Below are 25,256 nucleotides of genomic sequence, written 5' to 3'. Positions count from 1 at the left end.
AGAAAATGTTATTGCGAATAATATATTAAAACTGCCTAAACAGCTATCAAAACCATGATTTTTCATAATTTTTGGTTTAAAGCTCAAAAAATAAAAAAGCCGGCAGCCATTATCTGCCTGATAATGAAAGCTGCCGACCTCAAAAAACCACCTGTAAATTTGCTTACAATTGCGTTACACTTTTATATTCCTTTTTGTTTAAGCGCGTCAACATCGGCGGGCATAATATCAACTATAGCGTATTGCTGAATGCCGGTAATAGCCAGCTCATCAAGCGTACTCACCAAATTGCTGTATTGCGATTTATCGCTTGGTTTTACCAATACTATCATGCTTTTGCCCGAGCCGTCGTGTACTTTTTTATTGGCTTCGATGATAGCCCTGCGAATGCCATTGGCTGAAAAATCGGTTACCGAAGGTGCAATGATCGGATTTTTAAGCTCGCCCAGAAAATACATGGCCTTATTATTTTTGCCCAAAACAACAGTCAGTGTTCGGCTTGCCGGAACCGGCATTCCGTCGCCGCCGTCATCTGGCATAGCCAAATCCATAGCTTTTGGTTTAGCCAGCGTGGTGGTCATGATAAAAAAGGTAATAAGCAGGAATGCAAGATCGACCATTGCAGTAAGATCAACGCGGGCGTTTATTTTTTTGCGTTTGTGCTTTCCGCCGCCATTTTGGGGAGATGAGTTTAATTCGGCCATGACTTTAAAGATTTTAGGTTAATAATCAGTACAATACTAAATTACAAAATTCAATATAAAAACAGAATTAAATATTATATTTTAAATTTAAAAAGAATTAAATATTGAATTATTATCTAAAGAGACGCAATAAATCCACAACACTTGTTAGGCCTGATGTAATTAGAAGTAGCAGTTTGCTGTTACAAAAGTAAATGAGATTGTAAAGTTAAGGAAGAAGTAGGTATCATGCGATTTAAAGTCGCCGCGCTGAGAACCAACGGTGCCAATATAATTGCCGGTTTTTTCGCCCGAACGATCAGAAAGTAAAGCGCCGGTCGTGGTCATTTTGCTTTTATCGGCATATACACCGCTTACATCATCCAGGTAATCTGTAAATGCATAGCGGTAACCCATATCGGCCATAACTGTAAACTTACCGGATAAATTATACTTGATACCTAAACCATACGGGATTACGACGGTGTTATTGCCATAAGGCTTAGCCTGGCCTTCGGTTTTTAGCTGCCTTAAGCCAACCTCGTGCCCGTTAAAATCCTGTGCACGCGGCGCGTAAGATGTAATACCTATACCTGTAAATATATAAGGGGTGTATTTGTTTCGTCCGGCATCGGGGATATAGTTCATAAAGTTAAACTCGCCGATAACACTTACCTCCCGCAATTGATCTTTAAAATTGAGGTTACGATCACGAAACTGTTGATAGCCGGACCGATTGTCATAAGCCGATATATTACCAACACCAATATTCAGTTTAGCTGAAAAATAGCCATTAAAATTTCTTTTACCAAAGATACCCGCCGAAACGCCGCTTATTTTAACAGGGTTATTGGGGTTAAGATCACCTATGTACCCCGCACCGCCTATCGATCCGCCTATTTCCCAGGTTTGGGCCTGCAGCTGATAAGTTAAAAACAAGAATATGGCAAAAAGTAAAAATTTAGGCATTAATCAAATTTAGTAATTACGGGCATCAAGGCCCCAAAGCAGTTTATTCCTTAACGTAGTTAAATAGCTTTCATTACTAAGGCGAATTAAATTTAACTGAAAACTGGCTTTTTGAACATGAAACTTAACTGTTTGATCTAAAACTTCCGTCCGCGAATCGCAGGAGATGATATAATTGGCACTGCGGCTTTCCACCTCAAAACAAAGTTTGCTGGTATCAGGGAGCACTATAGGCCGCACGTTGAGATTATGGGGAGATACCGGGGTTACTACTATGCTATTTGATTGCGGAAAAATAATAGGCCCTCCGCAGCTTAATGAATAAGCTGTTGAGCCGGTTGATGTTGAGATGATAATACCATCACCCCAATATGAATTTAAAAACTCATCGTTCAAAAATACATGGGTTATGATCATGGCGGCATCATCACGCTTATGGATGGTTACATCATTAAGGGCAAAATTATTGCTGCCAAAAACATTAGGGTCCGAGTCGACGGTAAGCAATTCACGGCAATCGCAGGTAAATTGTCTGTTCACCACGGCATGAATGGCTGCCGTAATATCACTTTTATTAACACTGGCCAAAAAGCCCAGGCGGCCAAAGTTTATACCGATAACAGGGATCCCCGAATCGCGAATCAAGGTAACCGTATCAAGCAGGGTACCATCGCCTCCAAGCGTTATAAAAATATCAATAAAGCCTTTTAAGGTTTCGGCGGGGCGCAACACTTTATATTGCACTGTGGTTAGTTTATCCTGCAAATATTCGTGGAGTTGCTGGTGTACATAAATATCGACACCATGCTGTGCAAGGTTATCAAAAACCTGCTGTATAAAAGGTAAAACAGATGGCTCATTAAACGGCCTGCCGTAAACTGCTATTTTCATTTTTTAAAAAAGCGAATATCGAACTTTGAAAGTACATTAATGCAGCAAGGCGTAAATAATTAATACCGCATAAATTAAACACTACAATCCACCCATCATACATTTTTCTTATAATGGTAAATTTTGCACTATTGTTTGCTTATATTTCCTAATAAAGCCATTTTAATTGCTTTAACAGATAAATAACTTCAAGGTAAAATAATTAAGTTTAACTATTTTGGCCTACCTTACCAATATTTAAACAACGGTTATTTTATTGATGGATAAAACTTTTACCCAAAAACTATCGGATATACAGTCAATAGCTGATGACCTTCCTTCTGCATTAATAATTCATGAGGTTGAAACGCTGCAGATAGTGTATATGAACAGCGTAGGTCTCGATATACTGGGTACCACACTTGATGAACTGCAGGCCATGGGCCCTGAAACATATCACGTTAAATATTTTAACACCGAAGACAGCAACGAATACGTACCCAAAATTTTGCACCTGATAAAAAGCAAAACACAGGAGCAGGTATCCTATTTTCAGCAGGTACGTGTACCTGATAACCCCGAATGGCAATTATTTGTGAGCAATACCAAAGTTTTTGCACGCAATGAAGCAGGCGATGCTGCATATTTGTTAACTATTGCCAGCAGGCTTGATCCTGTGCATCATATTACCACCAAGGTAAACAGGCTTATGCATGAGATCGCTTTTTTACGCCATAATAACCTGTTATTTTTAACGCTCACGCGGCGCGAAAAAGAGATTCTGAAATATATTGCCATGGGTATGAGCTCGGCCGAGATCAGCGCGAAGCTGTTCATTGCCCCGGCTACTGCCGAAACGCACCGTAAAAACATCAAAAACAAACTGCACCTGAAAAATAATTATGATGCAGTGATGTTTGCGCAGGCTTATAATTTGGTCTGAAATCATAATAAGTCGGAAGTTCCGGGTCTTAAGTCAGTAGTTTAAATTGTCCGAAAGTCATACATAGCGGACTCAATACTTCGGACTAATGATTTAAGACTTCGGACTTAATACTACAAATTAAGGTAATTCATGAGCGAATCATACCTGTCGCGGGTGGTATCGTTGATATCGGTATGATTAAAGGTAGCTTTGATATCATACTCATACCGAAGGAAGCTGGCAGTTATGGCCGAAATATCCTGCTTGTTAACCTTAAGGGTAACTTCCATCCGGGTTGAATCGGGAAAGGACTGAACATAGGAGCTCAGGACCTGCGCGTTGTCTGACTCAACTATCTGCGCCATGTGCGCAAGCGAATTATTTTTATTATTGATCTCCAGCACAATAATGCCTCCCGGTTGCGATACTGAAGTTATTTTTGCGAAATATTCTGTAATGGCGTTAATAGATATCAACCCAAGATAGTTGCTTTTTGCATCAAGCACCGGTACAATGGTAAGCTGCTGCTCATAAAACAGGCGGATAACATCATAAATATGCTGATCCTCCAGCACGTAGGGATTAACCAACGAAAGGGCCAGCGCACCTATGGGTGTTTGATAATCACTTTCGGCTATCAGGTCATCCTCGGCAAGCAAACCTAAAAACTGCTCTTCATTTACAATAGGCAAATGCCTGAGGCGAAACTCAATCATACGGTCAAGCACTTTCTGAATGGTATCAGAAGTGTGTACCGGCGGTATCGAGTCAGCTATCAGGTCAAGTGCTATCATCTATGCATTTACTTTGGTCTCTAATTTAGCTAAAAACTGTTTAAGTAAAGTATTAAATTCTTCCGGGTGTTCCATCATAGGTGCATGGCCGCATTTATCAATCCAATGAAGTTCCGAATCGGGCAGCAGCTCATGAAATTCAACAGCTACCTCGGGCGGGGTGATCTTATCATTACGGCCCCATATCAAAGATACCGGGATAGTAATCTTATGCAGATCTTTTTTCATATTATGCCTGATGGCAGATTTTGCCATGGCCAGCAAGCGGATCACCTTATGCCTGTCGTTAATGGTCTGAAAAACATCAAGCACCAACTCATCGGTGGCAATAGCCGGATCGTAAAATGTAAATTGCACTTTTTCGCGTACAAAATCAATACTCTCCCTGCGCGGAAAAGAGCCGCCGAAAGCATTTTCATATAAGCCCGAGCTACCAGTTAAAACAAGAGCCTTGATGTTTTCGGGATGCGTGGTTAAATAAACTAATGCCACATGCCCACCAAGCGAGTTACCCAATAAGGTAATATTGCTAAGCTTTTTAAACTTTATAAACTTATGTACAAATTTCGATAAACTTTTTACCCCGGTACTAATCAGCGGCATGTCATAAACAGGCAGCATGGGGATAATAACCCTGTACTTTGATTTAAACTCATTAATAACACCATCCCAATTGCTCAACGCCCCCATTAAACCATGCAGCAGTAACAGCACCTCTCCTTCGCCCTCATCGATGTAACTAAAACCGTGTTCCTCTTTAAGCACGAACTCCATATAAAATATTAAAAATTAATTTTTCAAACTTATCTTATACCAAAATTGCTTTCAGTACAAATTCCTGTTATTCCGCTGTAAAATTAGTTTATTACGAACGACATTTAGCAAGTATAGTAATTATTTACCAATGTAGTAATGTTAAGCTTTTATTAATAAGATTAACATTAACACAACATTGCACAAAAAAACGCTGTACTATTAAATGGTAAAAACTTAACCTAATAACTGTTTAACCACCTCTGATATTGTTTTACCATCGGCCTTGCCTGCAAGCTCTTTACTGGCCATACCCATTACGCGGCCCATATCTTTTACTGATGTAGCGCCTATCCTGCCAATAAGCTCTTCAAGGTAGCCTTCAATTTCAAACTTGCTCATTTGTTGCGGAAGGTATTCTTCAATAACCAGCATTTCGGCTATTTCCACCTGGTACAGGTCGTCGCGGTTTTGCTCCTTATAAATATCGGCCGATTCCTTACGCTGTTTTACCAGCTTTTGCAATACTTTAATTTCAGCATCCTCGGTTAGTTCATCTGCAGCGCCTTTTTCGGTTTTAGCCAAAAGCAACGCCGATTTGATGGCACGCAACCCCTGTAAACGATCTGCCTGCTTGGCAAGCATGGCCAGTTTAATGTCCTGGTCTATTTGTGTAATTAACGACATATGTTTTATGTTAGTCCGGAATTCCGATGTCGGAAAGTCCGAAAGTTTTTCTTTTTAGTCCGGAAATCCGATGTCCGGAAGTCCGAAGGATTTGTTTGGTTAATAAAGCAGCCTTGTCTTACTTTCGGACTTTACTGACTTTCCGACTTCAGACTTCCCTCCTACCCTCTGAATATCGTACCTGCGTTGGCTTGTGCTGTAGGCATGATAACCAGGTCGTTAATGTTAACATGTGCCGGTCGTGATGCAATGAACCAGATGGTTTCGGCCACATCTTCGGCCACCAATGGTTTAAAACCATCATAAACTTTTTTGGCCCTTTCCTTATCACCCTTAAAGCGCACCTCCGAAAACTCGGTTTCCACAGCTCCCGGATGTATCGCCGTTACCTTAATACCATGGGGTAAAAGATCAATCCGCATACCTTTATTTAAAGCATCAACTGCATGTTTGGTAGCGCAATATACATTTCCGTTAGCATAAACTTCCTTACCGGCAATCGAGCCAAGGTTTATAATGTGCCCCTTACCATTTTCTATCATCCAGTTTGATACCACCCGGCTTACATACAGCAGGCCCTTGATATTGGTATCAATCATGGTTTCCCAATCATCAATACTGCCTTTTTGAATAGGATCAAGCCCCTGGCTTAAACCGGCGTTGTTAACCAATACCATCACTTTCCTCCATTGGGCCGGCAAAGCTTCCAGGTTGTTAATGGTATCTTCGCGGTTACGCACATCAAATGACGAAACCGCAACTTCTACGTTATACTTATCATTCAGGTGTTTGGCCAGTTTCTCCAACCTATCTAACCGGCGACCGGTTAATACAAGGTCATAGCCTTCGCGGGCAAAAACGTGTGCACATGCCTCGCCAATGCCGGCGGTAGCTCCTGTAATTAAGGCAATCTTACTCATAGATATTGATAACTATAAACAGCGAAATTATGTTTTTTACTTTAAAATATTGTCGGTTGGGAGTAAGGATGTTTTTTGAAAGGGAGGATTTTACCCACCCCAATATCGGGTTGAAAACGCAAGTCTATTTTACGCTCTCATTATAAATGAGCACGAGATTTAGGAAAATTACATTCTACTCAAAAATCAAGCTAAACATAATGGTGTGTAAGCCCAACCTGCTGAGGGGCGCCGAGTAGGGGTTATACTCGCGCATCAACACGTTGCCTAACGAATTGGAGATCTTAATCTCGGGCGAAAGCTTAAAAAATTCAAAATAAATATCACAACCCACGCCCGCCTCATACGAGGCAAAGCCACCTACGTTTTTAACCAGCTTCTCCGAAAGGTCAAGATTGGCATCCGCGTTTTTCTTAGATCCTATGGCCTGGGTGTATTTCAGGCCGCCTACAACATAAGCCCTGAAATCGCCCAACCTGTCTGATTTTAATTTCAATTGCAGGGGAACGTCGACCGAAGTGGTTTGTATTTTCTTATCCACATCTTCCGACGGATCGACATAAGAATAATGCAAAGCCCTGTCGGCAAAAATTAATGATGGTGTGGTGCGTACCTCAAGGTGCTCGGTGATCCTGTACCGGGTCAAAAAACCTACTCCGAAAGCCGGTGAACTTTTTGAGCTGATGCTGTTAAGCGGCCCTTTAACCTGCACACCGTTTTCATCTAAAAACGCGTTGCGAAAATTGGGCTGGTTAACAATTTTAAAATCGGTGCTTACGTAAGTAAAACTGAAACCAAAGCTCAGATCCTGCTGATCGGCGCCGCCACCCCAGGCCGGTACATGCTGCGCAAACAATAAATTGCTGCTAAAAATAAGTACAACTACAAGCAGGTAACGGTTTATAATCATTTAATACCGGTGTATATTGAACAGATACCAAACGTTAAAGGCCTGCATTTGGTATTCTTAAAGCCTACTTTATCCATCAAACCCACAAAAGCCTGCCCATCCGGAAAAGCAGCTACCGACTCCGGTAAATAGCTGTATGCTCTTGCATCTTTGCTGAACAATTTACCAATACCCGGGGTAATATAGCTGAAGTAAAAATTATATAACTGCTTTACCGGAAATACTTTAGGCTTTGAAAACTCAAGCACCACCACCTTTCCTCCGGGTTTTAGCACCCGAATTATATCAGCAAGGCCTTTTTCCAGGTTTTCAAAATTACGTACACCGTAGGCAACCGTAACAGCGTCAAACTCCGCGCCCTCAAACGGCAGTTTTTCCGAATCGCCCAGTTTTACAGCAAATTTATCGCTCAAACCCCGTTTCGCTATTTTTTGCTCCGCGATGTCAAGCATCCCCCTTGAAATATCAACACCAATAATTTTTTCAGGTTTCAGGATAGATAAAGCCTCAAAAGCAAAATCGCCGGTGCCGGTAGCAACGTCCAGTATCAGCTTTGGTTTATCCTTTTTTAATTCGTTGATGGCTTTTTTACGCCAAATGATGTCAATACCAAGTGACAGGAAATGGTTAAGGAAATCATAGGTTTTTGATATATTGTTGAACATATCTGCTACCTGTTCTTTTTTGGTAGCCTGCTCGTCATGGTACGGTGTTATGGTTTTGCTCATCGCAGCAAAGATAATGATTGTATAGTGAATGCTTTAATATTAAGAAAGCTGAAAGTGAATACTGAAACAGGGCTGACAAGTTAACTCATCCCTACTTCGCTGCGCCCGTCACTCCTCTCTGCTTCGCAAAGCGGGGTTTTCGTTCTTCAGCTAAGTGTAGACCAGCTTAGTTGCCTATGCTCCTCGCTGTTACTAAATCGATATTAAGTTGCGCTAATTATGTAAATGTTAAGTCAATTCACTATTTTTAGAAACCAATTTCGGCCGGTAGTCCCGGCAAATCACATTTAAAATTTGTTTCCTTATCCTTATGAAAGACGAACAAGAACCCTCGCGCCGCAGTTTTATTAAAAAACTAACCACAGCAACCGCGGCCGTAGCTGCCGGATCGGGCCTTTTAGCCAGCCAAAGCCAGGCCAAATCTTTTTCCATCCAAAAACGCCTCATCGGCAACAGCCCTAACGACCAGGTAAACATCGCCCTCATTGGCGCCGGTGGTATGGGTACCCAGGACACCATCACCGCCCTGCAGGTGCCCGGTGTTAAACTGGTAGCCGTATGCGATTTGTATGACGGTCGCTTAAAAGATGCCAAGACCCGCTGGGGAGCCGACATTTTTACTACCCGGGTTTACAAAGAGATCCTGAACCGTAAAGACATTGACGCCGTAATCATTGCTACACCCGATCACTGGCACCAGCAAATTTCTGTTGATGCGATGCACGCCGGTAAACATGTGTATTGCGAAAAACCGATGGTTCATGCCATTACCGAAGGGCCGGCGGTGATCAAATCGCAAAAAGAAACAGGAATGATATTCCAGGTAGGCAGCCAGGGGGTATCATCATTAGGCAACGAAAAGGCACATGAGCTATTAAAAAGCGGAGCTATTGGCGAATTAAACTACGCCGAAGGTTTCTGGGCCCGCCGCGCGCCGCTTGAGGTTTGGCAATACCCGATCCCTGAAGATGCCTCACCTCAAACTGTTGATTGGGAAACTTATATCAGCAATACCAAAAAGCGTCCGTTTGATGAAAAACGCTTTTTCCGCTGGAGAAATTATACCGACTATGGTACAGGCATGGCGGGCGACCTTTTTGTTCACCTTTTTCAAGCCTGCATTTTATAACCGATTCAGTTGGCCCTAATAAAATTTATGCATCCGGCGGCTTACGTTTCTGGAATGATGGCCGCGAAGTACCTGATGTACTTTTAGGCACTTTTGATTATGGTAAAACACAGGCACACCCGGCCTTTAACCTTTCGTTACGGTGTAACTTTGTGGATGGCACCAGCGGCACAACTTACCTTAAACTGGTGGGCAGCGAAGGCTCAATGGATATAACATGGGATAAAGTGACGCTTAAACGCAATAAAGTGATGGATTCTGATGATCCATTCTATCTTGATAAACTCAAAAAAGCAGGCAGCGGTTATGCCGAACGCAAAAAAATGCTACCGCCCGAAGAAATCACATATGATGCCGAAAAAGGATACAAAGGTGGGCCGTATGATCATATGGTGAACTTTTTTACCGCTATCCGCAATAAAGGCAAGGTAACCGAAGACGCAATTTTTGGCTATCGCGCGGCAGCCCCTGCCCTGTTATGTAACGATAGCTATTATAACAATACGCCCATGTTCTGGGATCCGGAAAAAATGCAGGTTATCAAGAAATAATAGTTCACCGCAAATACCTTATTATGAAACAACAGTTTAAAAAATTGGGTTTGGTACTGGCTGCCGCAGGCTTGGTTTGTGTGCACACTTCAGGCATCCCTGTTAATAATCACAAACCTGCTAAACAAGGCACTCCGGTAAAAGGTGGCTGGGTAAATCTCTTCGATGGCAAAACCCTGAAGGGCTGGCATGGGTTCAACAAAAAGGGTCCGGTAAAAAACTGGACTATTATTGATGGTGCCCTAGTTTGTCTTGGTGCAGCGCAGGGCGATACCGGCGGTGATATAGTAACCGATAAAGCTTACACCAATTTTGAGCTTTCATGGGAATGGAAGATAGAAAAAGGCAGTAACAGCGGTGTAATATACCATGTGGTTGAAGATCCGAAATACCATGGCCCCTATGAAACCGGCCCCGAATACCAGATCATTGACGATACAGGCTGGCCCGAAAAACTGGAAGACTGGCAAAAAACTGGCTGTGATTATGCCATGTACCTGCCAAACGCTTCAAAAAGGTAGCCCCGGTTGGCACCTGGAACACCAGTAAAATTATTTTCAACAACGGACATGTTGAACACTGGCTAAACGGCAAAAAGATTTTAGCTTTTGAAGCCTGGACCAGCGACTGGAAAAGGAAAAAAGCCGAAGGTAAATGGAAAGATTACCCCGACTATGGCAACGCCAAAACCGGGTTGATTGCACTACAGGACCATGGGCATAAAGCTTATTTCAGGAGCATTAAAATAAAGGAATTATAATATTTATAATTTTTTGCTTCGTACCTTCGCGCAACAGTTTTATCTTTATCAAAAAACTCATTGGGGGTACGAAGCAATCCTTAACAGCAGGCAACCATGCAATATCGCCGGCAGAGGACTGCTTCGCCGTTCCGCCTCCCAATGACCGGGAAAGATGAATTATCTTTTTAATCCCCCGTTGAATATATAACCCACAATGAGTTTTTTTGTTTGCTTCTTATCTGTTAATTAGCCAGTTGCAGTAAATTTTCTATATCCAGCCTGCGGGTAAACATGGTCAAATTCCCTTCCTGATCTACAGGCCATTGTTCTTTGGGGCGATCCCAGTAGAGCTCAACCCCGTTTTGATCGGGATCGTTAAGATAGATGGCTTCAGATACACCATGATCAGATGCTCCTGTAATATTGTAACGGGCATCAATCAGCCTTTTAAGTATAATGGCCAGGTCTTTTCTTTCGGGATATAAGATGGCAGTATGGTATAAGCCCGGTGCGTATTCCGGGGCTGGTGAAGCGCCTTTGCTATGCCAGGTATTTAAGCCAATATGATGGTGATAACCACCTGCAGATATAAATGCAGCCTGATCGCCGTACATCACCATTTTTTCAAAGCCTAACAAACCACAGTAAAAATCAAGAGATTTTTGCAGGTCGCTTACTTTTAAGTGTACGTGACCAATGCGGGTTTGGGCGGGTATTTTATAATCGTTCATATAATTACATGTTTAAACATCAAATTTAATTATTATTGCGCTACTTTTTGTTTTCCTATTGTAAAACAAGCTTATAAATAAGCAATGGCTATTTACTCCATACTATTACTACAATGAACGCATTAAGTAAAAATACTACCTTTGCAGAATGATCGTAAAATCGGCCGAATTTATTTGCAGCAACAGCCAGGTAAGCAAGTTACCTCCACCCGTTAAAGCGGAGTACGCTTTCATCGGGCGCTCAAATGTGGGCAAATCATCCCTTATCAATACATTAATTGGTAAAAAGGGTCTTGCTAAAACGTCGCAAACTCCCGGCAAAACGCAGCTGATCAATCATTTCCTGATCAACGAAAGCTGGTACATTGTTGATTTACCCGGTTATGGCTATGCCCGCGCATCAAAAACGGAAAAAGCCAAATGGGATAAGTTCATCCATACTTACCTGGACAAGCGCGAAAGCCTGCAATGTGTAATGGTGTTGATAGACAGTCGTCTCGAGCCACAAAAGATCGACCTTGAATTTTGCAACTGGCTTGGCGAAAAAGGTCTTTCATTTGTGCTGGTATTCACCAAGGCCGATAAACAATCGAGCATTAAAACCGATCAAACTATTGCCCGGTTTAAAAAAGCCCTGTTGGCTACATTTGATGAAATGCCACAGTTTTTTATCACATCGTCAGAAACACAGCAAGGCCGCGAAGAGATACTTGAGTTTATTGATGCAGTAAATCAAAATTTTGAAGTGCCGCATTATCAGCTACCGCAGGATCGGGATTAATATAACGTTATGGGTTTGGATCTATCACATATTGTGCCCACAGATGCCGGTGAAACGTTTGAATACTTCACTGTGGAAGAATTAAATTCGAACCCGGAATTTGTTAGGCGGTATATTCAAATGTTTAAAGAATATGAAGGAGAAGTCGTTTTATTTTTTAACGAAATAGGCTATCAAAGGAGCGGCATGAATAAAGAGTTTTACAGCGCCTTTGAAAATTGCAAACCATATTTTGATAAAAAATCAGTAGAAAAAGCCATGCTCTATTTAAAACCTAACGATCCATTTGGATTAAATTTCAAAAAAGATTTTGTTGACAATTTTGTAGATGGAGAAAGCGTATTTTATGCCTCTTGGTAATTAAGCTTCCTCATCGAAGTTAGATATTTTTATAAAGTAAAATGAAAAAATACTTATCCTTAGTAACCTTCGCCCATACCATTTTTGCCATGCCGTTTGCATTTATCGGCTTCTTTTTGGCAGTAACTACAACCCAGTATCATTTCGACTGGCTAAAGCTGGTTTTGATGGTTTTATGTATGGTATTTGCCCGTAATTCGGCAATGGCCTTTAACCGCTACCTTGACAGGGATATCGACATTCAAAACCCACGTACCAAACAGCGCGATATCCCAGCCGGCCGGATCAGCCCAAAAGCTGCTTTAACATTTGTTATTATCAACTGCCTGCTGTTTATTACAGCTACCTGGTTCATCAACAGGCTTTGTTTCTTTTTATCGCCGGTAGCTTTATTTGTGGTAATGGGCTACAGCGCAACCAAACGTTTTACCGCGCTCTGCCATTTGGTATTGGGATTGGGCTTATCGCTTGCTCCTATCGGCGCTTACTTAGTGGTTACCGGTCAGTTTGCCCTTACACCTATATTCTTTTCACTATCCGTACTTTGCTGGGTAAGCGGCTTTGATATTATTTACGCCCTGCAGGATGAAGATTTTGACCGAAGCCAAAACCTGCACTCTATGCCGGCGTACTTAGGTAAAGTGAACGCCTTAAGACTATCTACCTTTTTACATGTGCTTTCGGCCGTTTTCATTATGATGCCGGCATTTGAAACTCAGGTGGGCTTCCTGTACTACATTGGTATCGCGTTTTTTTGCGCCATGCTTGTTTACCAGCACCTGCTTGTAAAACCAAACGACCTGAGCCGCGTTAACTTTGCTTTTATGACTACCAATGGCATTGCCAGCGTAGTATTTGCTGTATTGTTTTTGCTCGACAGGATATGGATTCACTAACCGCCCTCCAAAAGTTTCGGCAGTATTTTGAAAGATATGTTCCGCTTACTGATGAAGAGTGGCAGGCTTTATCGCAATACCTAACGGTAGATGCCTTAAAAAAGAAAAGGTTTTATGTAGAGGCCGGTAAAGTATGCGATCATATCGGCCTGGTGGTAAAAGGATCCGTACGCTATTATCATGTTAAAGACGGCGAGGAAATAACAGGCTATTTCAGCTTTGAAGATGAGATGTTAAGCTCATACAAAAGTTTCCTCACCCGCACCCCGGCTGCAAACTATATCCAGGCACTTGAAGATTCGGTAATCGTAAATTTAAGCCACAAAAACTTACAACAAGCGTGCATGAATGAGCTTCTTGGTTTTAAGATGGAACGTTTTGGGAGATTAACAGCCGAACACTATCTCATCTGTTACGAAAAACGTATTACTTCCTTTATCATTCAATCGCCCGAAGAACGTTATGCCGATCTTTTACAAACAGGTGGCGAAACCTTGTACCGCATCCCCCAGCATTATATTGCCAACTATTTAGGGATCACTCCGGTTTCGCTCTCGCGGATCAGGAGAAGGATCATGAAGATAAGCGCTTAAACCTCACCCCAACCCTCTCCAAAGGAGAGGGAGAAAAAGCATACATTTTAAAGTCCTCTCCTTTGGAGAGGATTTAGGAGAGGTGAAATTCCTTATCTTTTGTTAACGTTTTGATTTACAAAGGCGGCCTACCTTTGTAATACACAAAACGAAAAAAGATCATGCATACTATATTAGGAGCCGGCGGTCCGGTAGCAAACATCCTCACCAAAGAATTAATCAACCATAACGAAACCATCCGTTTAGTTAGCCGCAAACCGGTTAACACAAATAATAATGATAAAGTAACCTGGCAAAAAGCCGACCTGCTCAATTACGATGAAGTACTGTCGGCAGCAAAAGGATCGACAGTAATTTATCTCGTTGCCGGCCTGGTTTATGATAAAGACATCTGGCGGGCGCAATGGCCGGTGATCATGCAAAATGTGATCAATGTTACCAAAGCCACCGGTGCCCGTTTAATATTTTTTGATAACGTTTACATGTACGGACTGGTTAACGGCTCCATGACCGAAGATACCCCGTATAAACCCAGCAGCGTTAAAGGCGAAATAAGAGCGGGCATCGCCGAAATGCTCATGAATGAAGTTAAAGCCGGCAATATCAACGCAACCATAGCCCGCGCACCTGATTTTTATGGCGCCCCGGTCAACAGCTTTATTGATATGATGGTGCTGAGCAATTACGCCAAAAAACAAAACGCGCAATGGATAGGCAATCCGGATTGTAAACACAATTTTATTTACGTGCCCGATGCAGGTAAAGCTATGTTTATGCTTGGTCAAAATCCCAATAGCGGCAATCAGATCTGGCACCTCCCTACTCCGCCGGCCATCACCGGTAAACAGTTTTTGGATATTGCCGCCAAGATTTATAAAGTTGAACCAAAATATACACGCGTTAATAAAGTAATGCTGTGGCTGTTCGGTTTATTTAAAAAGGTGGTAATGGGTACAGTGGAGATGTATTACCAGTACGATCACGATTATATTTTCGACAGCAGCAAATTTGAGAAAGCGTTCAACTTTAAACCAACAAGCTACGAGGATGCGATAACTGAGATATCGAAAACGCTTCATAAGTCTTAAGTCAAAAGCCTTTAGTCTTAAGTTTTTTTAATTTATTAAAGTCCGCAAGTTGCTGTTGCTCCTTGCGGACTTTTTACTTTTCTTTTATCAAATAAAACACATTTAAACGTGTATTATTTGCACTTCTCCAACCATAATCTGCACATTTGCACATACGCATATCTGCACATCTAAAAATCATGATCCACAAAAAAACAAGAACATATATCCCGGCTTCCCTTGATATTAAATGGGAAACCCTTGAGCCTTTTTATAAAGAATTATTAGATCGTCCAATCCACTCAGTTGAAGAACTGGAGAAATGGCTGCGCGATAAAAGTGAGCTGGAAGCAGCTTTGGAAGAAGATTTCGCATGGCGCTATATCCGCATGACCTGCGACACCACCAGCGAAGACCTGCTTCAAAAGTTCCAGTACTTTGCTACCGAAATTGAGCCCAAAATTGCTCCATATAGTAACGAACTGAACAAAAAGCTGGTTGCCAGCGCGTTTGTTGATAAACTGGACGGCGAAAAATATTTTATTTTTTTACGGGCCGTAAAAAAAGCATTGGAACTTTTCCGCGAAGAAAATATCCCGGTACAAACCGAAATCCAGGTGGAACAGCAGAAGTACCAATCCATAACCGGTTCCATGTCTGTTCATGTTGATGATAAGGAATTTACGTTAGAACAAGCTTCCGTATTTTTAAAAGGCACTGATCGTGCTAAACGCCAGGAAGTTTGGGAAAAGATCACCAGCCGCCGTTTACAGGATAAAGACAAACTCGATGAACTTTTCGACCATTTGCGTAAGCTTCGTCACACAGTAGCAACAAACGCCAATTTTGAAAACTTCCGCGATTATATGTTCCAGGCTTTAGGCCGTTTCGATTATACCCCGCAGGATTGTTATGCTTTTCATGCAGCTATCGAAACCGAAATAGTGCCTATTCTAAAAACCCAGGCCGAAAAGCGCCGCGAGGCTTTGGGCTTACCTACGCTTAAGCCATGGGATATGGATGTGGATATTTCTGGCAAACCAGCCCTTAAACCATTCCAAAATGGCGAAGACCTGATCGAGAAATCTATCCAGTGCTTCAGCAACATCAATCGTTATTTAGGCGAACGTTTGGAGATCATGAAAGATAACGGCCTGTTTGATGTGGAAAGCCGTAAAGGCAAAGCTCCGGGTGGTTACAACTATCCGCTGGCCGAAACCGGCGCACCTTTCATCTTCATGAATTCGGCCAATACCTTCCGCGATTTAACCACCATGGTACATGAGGGTGGTCACGCGGTACACACTTTCCTTACTGCCGATCTGGAACTGAATGATTTTAAACATTGCCCATCCGAAGTTGCCGAATTAGCCTCCATGTCGATGGAGCTGATCTCGATGGATAACTGGAATGTGTATTTTGATAACGAGGAAGATCTTAAACGCGCCAAACGTGATCAGTTAGTTGATGTTTTGAAAACCCTGCCCTGGGTAGCCGTTGTCGATCAGTTTCAGCATTGGATCTATACCAACCCCGACCATACCGATGCCGACCGTACAACCGCCTGGATCGAGATCTTTGAACCATTCGGCGCGGGTTTTGCCGATTGGAGCGAACATCGCGAAGCATTAGCAAATCTTTGGCAAAAACAGCTGCACATCTTCGAGGTGCCATTTTACTATATCGAATATGGCATGGCCCAGTTAGGAGCTATAGCTGTGTGGAAAAACTACAAAGAAAATCCGGAAAAGGGTTTGCAACAATATTTAGACGCCCTTAAACTCGGTTACACTAAAACTATTAAAGAGATTTACGAAACCGCAGGGATCAAGTTTGACTTTAGCGCGGCCTATGTAAAAGAACTGGCTGAGTTTGTTAAATCAGAGTTGGATAAATTAAATTAAAATTTTCTCTCATAAACAACAAAAGCGCTACTGGCGCTTTTGTTGTTTATACCTGTCTGCCGCGGCAGTTTTTGCTTTTAATTCAATACCCTATTATACAACTCCCAATAATCCTTCACCATTTTATCACTCGAAAACTGCGAATTTGCCCAGTCATAACAATCAGCCCTGCTAATCTGACGGAGCCAGCCAACTGCTTCGGCGGCTTCATCAACCGTATTAACCAAAAAGCCGGTCTGTGCGTTTTTGATTAATTCTGGCATCGAGCCGCGGTTAAAAGCTATGACCGGCGTACCACACAGCATTGCTTCAGCCACACTCAGGCCAAAAGGTTCTGTCAAAGCTGATGGGATGCAACAGTGCACAAGCTCTGCCTAAAAGCTCCCGGCGCTTATCAGGCCCGGCATGGCCTATATACTCCACATCGGCACAAAGCAATGGCTCTATCTTTTCCTTAAAGTAGTTGGTATCCTGAACTATACCGCCTATCAGTAATTTCCGTTTACTTTTTTGGCGATATCGATAGCTTCGGCAGTTCCTTTATCGGGATGGATGCGGCCGAAGTACAACAGGTAACCATCCGGCTGTTCATAAAACTGAAAATCACGGGTATCGAGGCCGTTGTATACCGTGGCTAAATAATCAAGCTCAGGGCTGCGATCAGCATTGCTGATAGAAACGTAATGCCCCTGGCTATTATATTTTTTATAAACAGGGATGATCTTTGATGATGAAAAGCCGTGAATGGTAGTAAGTAGCGGCGTTTTAATCAAGCCTGAATATGTAAGCGGCAAAAAGTCAAAGTTATTATGAATAATGTCGAACTGTCCGGCCTTTTCCATCAGGTTACTGATATGCAGGCATTCCAGCACTTTGGCATCCTGTGTTCTGTCTTCCTCGTAACCCGTCTCGCAAATGGCATCAAGTTTACCCGCGGTTATCGAATCGCCCGTGGCGAAGAGTGTTACCTCCGCCCCCATTTTGATGATCCCTTCGGTTATGTTTGATGCTATTTGCTCCCAGGGCCCGTAGTGCCTGGGCGGCGTACGCCAGGCAACAGGAGATAATACAGCTACCTTCATTTAACAGATCTGCATTTTTTGGCCGTATTTATTGTACTCATATTCCAGCTCAAAGGCTTTCAACACCGTAAGGTGCGATATCAGATAAGCCAGCGTACTTTCAGCTCCCTGGTTACGGTTAATGCCGCCGGGCAGCAAACCATCGCAGCAGCCTTTGGTTTCATGGTCATACAACGGTGCCCGCAAAGTATTTTCGCCCAGGAACCACTTATAGCTCAGGAACATTTTTTCAATGTATTGCGGTATCCTGAAGATTTGGTATGCCTGGAAATGCATCAGCACCATAGCCATGGTTTCAATAGCCTGCTGATCAAATGTAGGGAATGTGCCGCCACGGTAATACCAGCCATCATTACCAACAGGACTTAAATATCCGTTTGATAAAGTAAGCTGATCAAGGAAAGCCATAGTTGCCAAAGCTATTTTCCTGGCCTCTTCATTGCCAGTGATCTCGCATGAGTGCAGTAAGGCCAGCGGCAGGATGGCGTTATCGTAAGTCATCTTTTCCTCAAACCATTGCCAATCATCAGCCTGGGTGTTGTTATAGGCATCAATTAACGGCTGGGTAAGGTTGGCCAATATTTTAACCATACCCTCGTCTGTAGGGTAAACCTGCAGGTAAAGACTGATACCAATTATAGTATTGGCCACCCCCTTAAATGTTTCAGCGCTGAAAAATGCGGCACCGATTTATGGAAGATCTCCAGGGCGAATTCACGGTATGAATTGCTGGCCGCACAGCCAATCAAATGACCAAGAGCCCAAATGGTACGGCCAAATGAATCTTCCGACCCAACCTCGTCCAGGTAGCGCCTGTCAAAACTCAGGAAGTTGCGGAAGTTGCCATCATCAGTTTGCATGTAGTGGATATAGCTCAGGTAAATAGGCAGCAGCTCAAATGCTTCCCGGCTCCCGTTACGCTGATAAGCCATTAGTGCCATAATGAGCGCACGGGCGTTATCATCCAAACAATAACCTTCTTTTAAATTCGGGATCCCATACTTGGCATGTTGTACAATCCCTGTATCATCGGTTAGCCGCAATACGTGGGTCAAGCTAAACTTTGGCAGGATCTCCGGATCAACAATGCTATTACGCAGAATCTTGTCACTAAAGTCATAGCGAACCATTGATTCCTGCGCCACCCTAATAAATTCGGCACCAATAACCGGCCAGCGTAAATGCAGACCATATTGGTAAGCGTTTTCTTTCAGCTCGTTCAGCACACGGTCCTGATCAAGCAATTCAATAACGGTATCGGCCAGCGCTTCCGAATTTTTAAAATCAAATAACCTGCCGCGCTTTTCGGCCAGCAATTCTGTAGCATGCCAGTACGGAGTTGAAACTACTGCTGCACCTGCACCAACAGCGTATGATAGCGTACCGCTGGTAATCTGTGCTTCGTTTAAATATGGTGTTACGTAAATTTCGCAGGCAGTTAAGTAGTTTACCAATTCCTCTTCGGAAACAAACTTGGCGATAAATGCCAGGTTCTTCGAAACGCCTAACTGCGCCGCAAGCGATTTCAAGTGATCGCGATACTCCTCGCCCGAACTTTTGATAACCCCGGGATGTGTATTACCCAATACCACGTACATCACATCAGGATGCTTCGCTACTATTTTAGGCAATGCTTTTATTACGGTTTCCAAACCTTTGTTACGGCTTAGCAAACCGAAGGTTAACATCACCCTTTTGTTTTTAAAAGCCGACAAGCTTTTCACCGGGTTTTCGTCAGGGGCTTCCACATCAGGTACGCCATGCTCTATAATCTGGATCTTATCGGCAGGGATCTCATAAATATTGGTCAGGAAATCTACAGCACGTTTGCTCATCACCACAACCTTTGATGATTGCTCGGCAATTTCGCGGATAATGATGCGCTGCACATAACTCGGGTCTTTCAATACCGTATGCAAAATTGAGATCAGCGGTTTTTCGAGACGATTGATCAGCGGTAAAATATAAATGCCGCTTTCGCCGCCGTAAATGCCAAACTCATGCTCCATAATACATACATCGGCATTACTGGTATTGATATAATTGGCCGCACGGATATAATCTTTCTGGTGATTTTGGCGAATGATATATTTAACTTCCTCCGGGTATTCATATTCCTGCAGGTTTTCCGAATCATTAAGTGCCACGACAAAGCCATTTTGTGCTAAGGTGTGCCTTTCAGGAAAATTTGAACTGATGGCACGCATCAAATTATTATTAAATGTTGCAAGACCGCATTCGCGGGGGGATAGGTTGATATATATGCTATTTTCATATGTTGATTGTGTATAGATGCTTTGATAGTCGTTTTACAACATTTAATTAATTGTAAAAGCAGGGTGACCTTAAAAAGATGCATCAGTGACCTTACTTATTGCCTTTAGGACACCTAAAGCATTGTTTTTATAGGCATTGCTATAAATACACAAACCATACCAATTTAACTCAAACTATAATCCTTATGAATTATGAAGGGGTTGTAACAGGCAATTTACAAGGAAGAACAAGTTGTTATAAAAGTTGTCATTTCGATAGAGCGGCGATGGGCTTGCGAGTCTGGGCGAAAGAGAAATCTTATACGACATGCAAAACGACTCTGTATATCCGCAGACAGCTCGTATAAGATTTCTCCTCGTTCCTCGTTCGAAATGACAAAGAGGCGGTGAATTTTTTATTTATTGGTGTAGAAATCAATCGCTTTTATAATCACATCGCAAGCTTTCCTGATCTCGTCATGTGTTATGATCAAAGGAGGCGCCAAACGCATGGAGTTGCTGCAATGTAAAAACCAGTCGGTTATTACACCGTTTTCGATACAGCGATCAATTATTTTTTTATTAAGGTCGAAGTTTTCCAGTTCGATAGCCATCATAAGGCCTTTGCCGCGTACCTGTTGTATGGCGGGGTGTACAAGCAAATCCCGAAACAAAGCTTCCTTTTCGGCCACGGTAGCTGCCAAATTGTTATCCAGCAGAAACTCCAGCGCAGCCAAGCCCGCCGCGCAGCATACAGGGTGCCCGCCAAAGGTAGTGATATGACCAAGGATCGGATTTTCCTTTAACGCATCCATGATCTGGTTTGATGAAATGAACGCCCCTATCGGCATTCCACCGCCTAAAGCTTTTGCCAGTAACAGGATATCTGGTACGATATCAAAATGCTCAAACGCGAAAAGCTTGCCTGTGCGCCCGAATGCGGCCTGAATCTCATCCAGGATCAGCAGCGTACCAGTTTCGGTACAACGGGCACGTAAAGCCTGTATATAGGTAAGATCCGGCACACGGATGCCAGCCTCACCCTGGATGGTTTCGATAATCACACAGGCGGTTTCTTCAGTTATCAGCATAAGATCTTCCGGGTTGTTAAAACGGATGAAATTTACGCCCGGTAATAAAGGACGATAAGCCTGTTTAAACTCCTCATTGCCCATAACACTCAATGCACCATGTGTGCTGCCATGATATGAGTTAAGACAAGCCACAATCTGCTGCCTACCTGTAAAACGCTTGGCAAGCTTTAATGCCCCCTCAACGGCTTCAGCGCCTGAGTTGGTAAAATATACCGACTGCAGGTTATCTGGCAGCACAGAAACCAGCTTTTCGGCAAAGCATACCTGCGGCGTTTGCACATATTCGCCGTAAACCATCAGGTGCATGTATTTATCAACCTGCTCCTTTATTGCATTAATAACATAAGGGTTGCTGTGGCCTAAGCTACTTACACCGATGCCTGAGATCAGATCGATATAGGGTTTACCCTCCGCATTGTACATATAAATACCTTCGGCCCGCTCAAATTCAAGCAATAAAGGAAAATTAGTGGTTTGCGCGTTATTGGCTAAAAAAGCTGGCGAAGAGTAGACATAGCAATTAGTGAATTAATGAGTTAGTGAATTAGTGATTGCCTAATCGTCGCAAAATTCAACATTTCGTTCAATAAGCCACAAATAAAAAAGCGAACTTAAAATTCGCTAATTCAATAATTCACTAAATCACTAATTAATTCCCCGCTCTCTCGCTGCGTTCGCTGAGTTGTTTGATGAGCTCATCGTTAAATTCCTGTTCGCTTTTGTACAAGACACTCACCTTTTCGGGCGGAAGGATCTTGGCAAAGGAATCGCGGTAGCGTTTACGAATCCCAACCAGCTGGCTTTCGTAATAGATCTCCTTATCTATTTGCTCGGTGCCGTTGGTTGATGAAGTGGAGTTATTTAAACGCTTCAGAATGCGTACAGCAGTAAGCTCCTGCTGGTACTGATTATAAAGCGGCCAAAATTTGTTAGCCTCTTCATCAGTAAGATCAAGCTGGCGGCTGATATACCTGTTACGGGCAGCCTCAAGTCTTTTACCCATAGCGCCCTTTTTGTTGCCATTAGGGCGTACCGGGTTAAGTTGGGGCCTTGAGGGCGTTTGAGCCGGAACAAAGCGGTTAACCTGCCCCACAGCTTCATAGCCTATTGCCATAACAAATAACACAATACAAATATGCCTGATCAATTTACTCATTAAATTTTTTCCTCTGTTTAATTATCTATATAATCCGACAGATCTTCGTCTGCATTACTTGTGTTGCTTTTTTGGTTTGCATCTATCAGTGTACGGGTATCGCTTGCATCCATATGTAACTGAAGATAGCTTTTTATTTCATCAACCGGTACCGATGATACCTGCTCATGCAAGTAAGAATGGTTATGATCCGGCGCCTGGATATCTCCCCTGAAAATAACACCCACACCTAATATCAGAGCAAAGCAGGCCGCTGTAGCATACCTGATGGTTGGCGACAACCAAAGCCTCCTCACCATTCCTTTTTTCTGTACAGGTTTAGTTTTGTTAATGCTTATAACATTATCAAACTCCTGCTCTTCTACAACTTCAGCATTAACTGTTTTATCCAGGATTCGCTGGTTAAGCTTATTAAAGTAATCTATCGGTACAACAAAGCCTTCGTGCTCGGCATTCACTACTTCCTCAACTGCTATGCGGCTTTGAATATTGACGCTTAGCTCCTCAAAATAATTTTCAGGAACAGTAAACCCTTCATCGCCCATGGCTTCCTCAATCGCTATACGGCTTTGGATGTTGCTGCTCAGTTCATCAAAGTAATTTTCGGGTACTGTGAAGCCTTCATCAGCCAGGTTCATGACCTCCTCCACCGCTACACGGCTTTGGATATTGCTGCTTAACTCGTCAAAATAGTTTTCGGGCACCGTGAAGCCCTCTCCCGCATTCATGGCTTCATCCACCACAATACGGCTTTGAATATTGCTGCTCAGCTCATCAAAATAATTTTCGGGAACGGTAAACCCCGAATCACCGGCGCTAAAAGCACGCTCAATATTTATACGGCTTCGGATGTTGCTGCTTAGCTCGTCAAAGTAATTTTCGGGTATGGTATACCCTGCAGATGGATAGTTTTTTAATCCCTCAAGCCTTATACGTGTTGTAATGTGCTGCGCTAACTCATGGAAATAGCCTTCAGGCACTGTAAACGGGTTAGTTTTGCTAACCTGTTTCAGTGCGATGAAATCATCCAGCCATTCCCTATTGTCCATATCGCTTTTCATACACAACTATAGATTGGTATAGTGCTAAAAGGTTTAACGTAAATTAAAAAATTAATCCCTGCCAAGCAAATGAGCTTCTATCTTCTTGACTGCCAGGTGAAACGAAGCCTTTAAAGCCCCCACACTGGTACCCAAAACCTGCGACATTTCTTCATACTTCATGTCTTCATAATATTTCATATTGAAAACAAGCCGTTGTTTTTCGGGCAGGGTAAGCAGTGCTTCCTGTAGCTTCCGCTGCGCTGCATCGCCGTTAAAATAGGTTGAGTCGGCCAGCGTATCGGCCAGCTCATAAGCAACATCATCCAACGAAACATTATTTTTTTGTTTTTTCTTATTCAAAAAAGTAATGCACTCGTTGGATGCTATCCTGTACATCCAGGTGTACAGTTGCGCGTCGTTTCTGAAACCAGCCAGGTTTTTCCAAACCTTTACAAAAACATCCTGAACCAGATCATCAGCATCGTCATGATCAACAACCATGCGCCTGATGTGCCAGTATATTTTTTGCTGGTACTTTTTCAACAACAGGTTAAATGCCTCATTCCGGGTTTTTTCGTCCTGAAACTTGCTTAATATCTCTGAATCTTCAACCTGTACCGACATTTTTAGAATTTTATTAATGTTAAAGGTTTAATTAACCTTTTTTGTTTTTTCTTTCTATCACCTTTTTCACCGCTGCCACAATATGATCTGCATCCAGGCCGTACTTGGTCATCAGCTGTTCAGGTGTACCGCTTTCGCCAAAGCTGTCATTTACAGCTACGTACTCCTGTGGTGATGGATTGTGCACTGCAAGCACCTGGGCAACGCTATCGCCTAAGCCACCCAAACGGTTATGCTCTTCGGCAGTAACTACGCAGCCTGTTTTGGCAACCGATTTCAAAATAGCCTCTTCATCCAACGGTTTAATGGTGTGGATGTTGATGATCTCGGCATCGATACCCTGCTCAGCTAAAATTTCGCCTGCAAGGATAGCCTGCCATACCAGGTGACCTGTAGCAAAGATACTTACATCGGCGCCTTCGTTCACCATCCACGCTTTACCAATTTCAAATTTCTGATCGGGATCGGTAAAGATCGGAACAACCGGGCGGCCGAAACGTAAGTAAACCGGGCCATCATACTCAGCAATAGCAACAGTAGCGGCTTTGGTTTGGTTGTAATCGCAGGTGTTGATAACAGTCATGCCTGGTAACATTTTCATCAGGCCTATATCTTCCAAAATCTGGTGGGTAGCACCGTCTTCGCCCAAAGTTAAACCGGCGTGTGAAGCGCAAATTTTAACGTTTTTGTTTGAATAAGCTACCGACTGGCGGATCTGATCATAAACCCTGCCAGTTGAAAAGTTGGCAAAAGTACCGGTAAAAGGGATTTTACCGCCGATGGTCATACCCGCAGCAATACCGATCATGTTAGCTTCGGCAATACCTACCTGTACAAAACGCTCAGGGAATGCTTTAATAAAATCGTTCATTTTTAACGAACCAATAAGGTCGGCGCAAAGTGCAACAACCTGGTCATTTTTCTGGCCTGCTTCCAGCAACCCGGCGCCAAAGCCCGAGCGGGTATCTTTTTTATCTGTGTAAGTGTATTTTTTCATTGTTCAAATTCC

Annotated in this window: 30 protein-coding genes; 11 read left to right on the top strand and 19 right to left on the bottom strand. The window is 42.8% G+C overall.

The features are described 5' to 3' along the window. Positions 1–182: 182 nt before the first annotated feature. The 3 genes from ACQ86K_RS05475 to ACQ86K_RS05465 all read right to left on the bottom strand — a co-directional run bounded on the left by ACQ86K_RS05475 (position 183) and on the right by ACQ86K_RS05465 (position 2,543). Complete coding sequence (locus ACQ86K_RS05475) at positions 183–704, bottom strand: ExbD/TolR family protein (RefSeq protein ID WP_091172568.1); 522 nt, start codon at positions 702–704, stop codon at positions 183–185. A gap of 162 nt (positions 705–866) precedes the next feature. Then, positions 867–1,652: a DUF6089 family protein gene (locus ACQ86K_RS05470; RefSeq protein WP_091172570.1), complete on the bottom strand. Its 786-nt coding sequence runs from the start codon at positions 1,650–1,652 to the stop codon at positions 867–869. 9 nt (positions 1,653–1,661) lie between these two features. Then, positions 1,662–2,543, bottom strand: coding sequence for an NAD kinase (locus ACQ86K_RS05465; RefSeq protein WP_091172573.1), 882 nt, complete (start codon positions 2,541–2,543; stop codon positions 1,662–1,664). Between the two features lie 259 nt (positions 2,544–2,802). On the opposite strand from ACQ86K_RS05465, the gene ACQ86K_RS05460 reads away from it, so the two are divergent. Then, positions 2,803–3,465 carry a response regulator transcription factor gene (locus ACQ86K_RS05460; RefSeq protein WP_091172576.1) on the top strand — a complete coding sequence of 221 codons (663 nt, stop codon included), beginning with the start codon at positions 2,803–2,805 and terminating at the stop codon, positions 3,463–3,465. Between the two features lie 113 nt (positions 3,466–3,578). On the opposite strand, the gene ACQ86K_RS05455 is transcribed toward ACQ86K_RS05460, so the two are convergent. From ACQ86K_RS05455 to ubiE, 6 genes are all read right to left on the bottom strand, one after another. Next, entirely contained in the window at positions 3,579–4,241 is a 663-nt protein-coding gene (locus ACQ86K_RS05455; RefSeq protein WP_091172579.1) for a CBS domain-containing protein, read from the bottom strand. Next, positions 4,242–5,015 (bottom strand): alpha/beta fold hydrolase, encoded by a 774-nt coding sequence (locus ACQ86K_RS05450; protein ID WP_091172581.1) that lies wholly within the window; start codon positions 5,013–5,015, stop codon positions 4,242–4,244. It lies immediately after the preceding gene. A gap of 216 nt (positions 5,016–5,231) precedes the next feature. Next, positions 5,232–5,681 (bottom strand): GatB/YqeY domain-containing protein, encoded by a 450-nt coding sequence (locus tag ACQ86K_RS05445; RefSeq protein WP_091172583.1) that lies wholly within the window; start codon positions 5,679–5,681, stop codon positions 5,232–5,234. 161 nt (positions 5,682–5,842) lie between these two features. Next, entirely contained in the window at positions 5,843–6,601 is a 759-nt protein-coding gene (locus tag ACQ86K_RS05440) for an SDR family oxidoreductase (protein WP_431199953.1), read from the bottom strand. A gap of 175 nt (positions 6,602–6,776) precedes the next feature. Beyond that, a complete protein-coding gene (locus ACQ86K_RS05435; protein ID WP_129568465.1) occupies positions 6,777–7,511 on the bottom strand; it encodes an outer membrane beta-barrel protein in 735 nt (244 codons plus the stop codon). Further along, positions 7,508–8,239, bottom strand: coding sequence for a bifunctional demethylmenaquinone methyltransferase/2-methoxy-6-polyprenyl-1,4-benzoquinol methylase UbiE (ubiE, locus tag ACQ86K_RS05430; RefSeq protein ID WP_129568464.1), 732 nt, complete (start codon positions 8,237–8,239; stop codon positions 7,508–7,510). The genes ACQ86K_RS05435 and ubiE overlap by 4 nt, the downstream gene beginning before the upstream one ends. Before the next feature lie 310 nt (positions 8,240–8,549). Between ubiE and ACQ86K_RS05425 the strand changes: the two genes are divergently transcribed. The 4 genes from ACQ86K_RS05425 (at position 8,550) to ACQ86K_RS05410 (ending at position 10,679) form a co-directional block, all read left to right on the top strand. Then, positions 8,550–9,368, top strand: coding sequence for a Gfo/Idh/MocA family protein (locus tag ACQ86K_RS05425; RefSeq protein WP_431199952.1), 819 nt, complete (start codon positions 8,550–8,552; stop codon positions 9,366–9,368). Positions 9,369–9,520: 152 nt separating this feature from the next. Next, positions 9,521–9,919 carry a hypothetical protein gene (locus ACQ86K_RS05420; RefSeq protein WP_431199951.1) on the top strand — a complete coding sequence of 133 codons (399 nt, stop codon included), beginning with the start codon at positions 9,521–9,523 and terminating at the stop codon, positions 9,917–9,919. A 23-nt stretch (positions 9,920–9,942) separates the two neighbouring features. Further along, positions 9,943–10,440: a 3-keto-disaccharide hydrolase gene (locus ACQ86K_RS05415; RefSeq protein ID WP_431199950.1), complete on the top strand. Its 498-nt coding sequence runs from the start codon at positions 9,943–9,945 to the stop codon at positions 10,438–10,440. 29 nt (positions 10,441–10,469) lie between these two features. Then, positions 10,470–10,679 carry a family 16 glycoside hydrolase gene (locus ACQ86K_RS05410; protein ID WP_431200794.1) on the top strand — a complete coding sequence of 70 codons (210 nt, stop codon included), beginning with the start codon at positions 10,470–10,472 and terminating at the stop codon, positions 10,677–10,679. Positions 10,680–10,903: 224 nt separating this feature from the next. Here the strand turns inward: ACQ86K_RS05410 and ACQ86K_RS05405 are convergent, their stop codons facing one another. Further along, positions 10,904–11,392 carry a VOC family protein gene (locus ACQ86K_RS05405; RefSeq protein WP_091172596.1) on the bottom strand — a complete coding sequence of 163 codons (489 nt, stop codon included), beginning with the start codon at positions 11,390–11,392 and terminating at the stop codon, positions 10,904–10,906. Positions 11,393–11,540: 148 nt separating this feature from the next. On the opposite strand from ACQ86K_RS05405, the gene yihA reads away from it, so the two are divergent. From yihA to ACQ86K_RS05375, 6 genes are all read left to right on the top strand, one after another. Then, entirely contained in the window at positions 11,541–12,173 is a 633-nt protein-coding gene (gene yihA, locus ACQ86K_RS05400) for a ribosome biogenesis GTP-binding protein YihA/YsxC (protein WP_431199949.1), read from the top strand. Positions 12,174–12,182: 9 nt separating this feature from the next. Beyond that, positions 12,183–12,533, top strand: coding sequence for a hypothetical protein (locus ACQ86K_RS05395; RefSeq protein ID WP_091172600.1), 351 nt, complete (start codon positions 12,183–12,185; stop codon positions 12,531–12,533). Positions 12,534–12,574: 41 nt separating this feature from the next. Beyond that, positions 12,575–13,429 carry a UbiA-like polyprenyltransferase gene (locus ACQ86K_RS05390; protein WP_091172602.1) on the top strand — a complete coding sequence of 285 codons (855 nt, stop codon included), beginning with the start codon at positions 12,575–12,577 and terminating at the stop codon, positions 13,427–13,429. Next, positions 13,417–14,022, top strand: coding sequence for a Crp/Fnr family transcriptional regulator (locus ACQ86K_RS05385; RefSeq protein ID WP_091172604.1), 606 nt, complete (start codon positions 13,417–13,419; stop codon positions 14,020–14,022). The genes ACQ86K_RS05390 and ACQ86K_RS05385 overlap by 13 nt, the downstream gene beginning before the upstream one ends. A gap of 161 nt (positions 14,023–14,183) precedes the next feature. Further along, positions 14,184–15,110 (top strand): NAD-dependent epimerase/dehydratase family protein, encoded by a 927-nt coding sequence (locus ACQ86K_RS05380; RefSeq protein WP_091172607.1) that lies wholly within the window; start codon positions 14,184–14,186, stop codon positions 15,108–15,110. Between the two features lie 179 nt (positions 15,111–15,289). Next, complete coding sequence (locus tag ACQ86K_RS05375; protein WP_091172610.1) at positions 15,290–16,993, top strand: M3 family oligoendopeptidase; 1,704 nt, start codon at positions 15,290–15,292, stop codon at positions 16,991–16,993. A 77-nt stretch (positions 16,994–17,070) separates the two neighbouring features. On the opposite strand, the gene ACQ86K_RS05370 is transcribed toward ACQ86K_RS05375, so the two are convergent. From ACQ86K_RS05370 to ACQ86K_RS05330, 9 genes are all read right to left on the bottom strand, one after another. After that, positions 17,071–17,358 (bottom strand): glycosyltransferase, encoded by a 288-nt coding sequence (locus tag ACQ86K_RS05370; RefSeq protein WP_431199948.1) that lies wholly within the window; start codon positions 17,356–17,358, stop codon positions 17,071–17,073. A 123-nt stretch (positions 17,359–17,481) separates the two neighbouring features. After that, positions 17,482–18,075 (bottom strand): hypothetical protein, encoded by a 594-nt coding sequence (locus tag ACQ86K_RS05365; protein ID WP_431199947.1) that lies wholly within the window; start codon positions 18,073–18,075, stop codon positions 17,482–17,484. Continuing rightward, the gene (locus tag ACQ86K_RS05360; protein WP_431199946.1) at positions 18,076–18,726 is read right to left on the bottom strand and encodes a hypothetical protein; all 651 of its coding nucleotides are present in this window, start codon (positions 18,724–18,726) and stop codon (positions 18,076–18,078) included. Continuing rightward, on the bottom strand, positions 18,711–20,282 hold the full coding sequence (locus ACQ86K_RS05355) for a glycosyltransferase (protein WP_431199945.1): 1,572 nt from the start codon (positions 20,280–20,282) through the stop codon (positions 18,711–18,713). The genes ACQ86K_RS05360 and ACQ86K_RS05355 overlap by 16 nt, the downstream gene beginning before the upstream one ends. A 464-nt stretch (positions 20,283–20,746) precedes the next feature. Next, entirely contained in the window at positions 20,747–21,880 is a 1,134-nt protein-coding gene (locus ACQ86K_RS05350) for an aspartate aminotransferase family protein (RefSeq protein ID WP_431199944.1), read from the bottom strand. Positions 21,881–22,073: 193 nt separating this feature from the next. Continuing rightward, positions 22,074–22,580 (bottom strand): hypothetical protein, encoded by a 507-nt coding sequence (locus tag ACQ86K_RS05345; protein WP_091172619.1) that lies wholly within the window; start codon positions 22,578–22,580, stop codon positions 22,074–22,076. A 17-nt stretch (positions 22,581–22,597) separates the two neighbouring features. Continuing rightward, on the bottom strand, positions 22,598–23,641 hold the full coding sequence (locus ACQ86K_RS05340) for a hypothetical protein (protein ID WP_091172621.1): 1,044 nt from the start codon (positions 23,639–23,641) through the stop codon (positions 22,598–22,600). Between the two features lie 51 nt (positions 23,642–23,692). Beyond that, the gene (locus tag ACQ86K_RS05335) at positions 23,693–24,247 is read right to left on the bottom strand and encodes an RNA polymerase sigma factor (protein ID WP_090531966.1); all 555 of its coding nucleotides are present in this window, start codon (positions 24,245–24,247) and stop codon (positions 23,693–23,695) included. Positions 24,248–24,278: 31 nt separating this feature from the next. Next, entirely contained in the window at positions 24,279–25,244 is a 966-nt protein-coding gene (locus ACQ86K_RS05330) for a transketolase family protein (protein ID WP_090531969.1), read from the bottom strand. Positions 25,245–25,256: the final 12 nt, after the last annotated feature.

It is taken from the genome of Mucilaginibacter sp. P19, from assembly GCF_050632265.1.
Classification (GTDB): Bacteria; Bacteroidota; Bacteroidia; order Sphingobacteriales; family Sphingobacteriaceae; genus Mucilaginibacter; species Mucilaginibacter gossypii.
The sequence above is the reverse complement of the archived record's forward strand: the minus strand, read 5'-3'. Positions and strand labels throughout refer to the sequence as shown.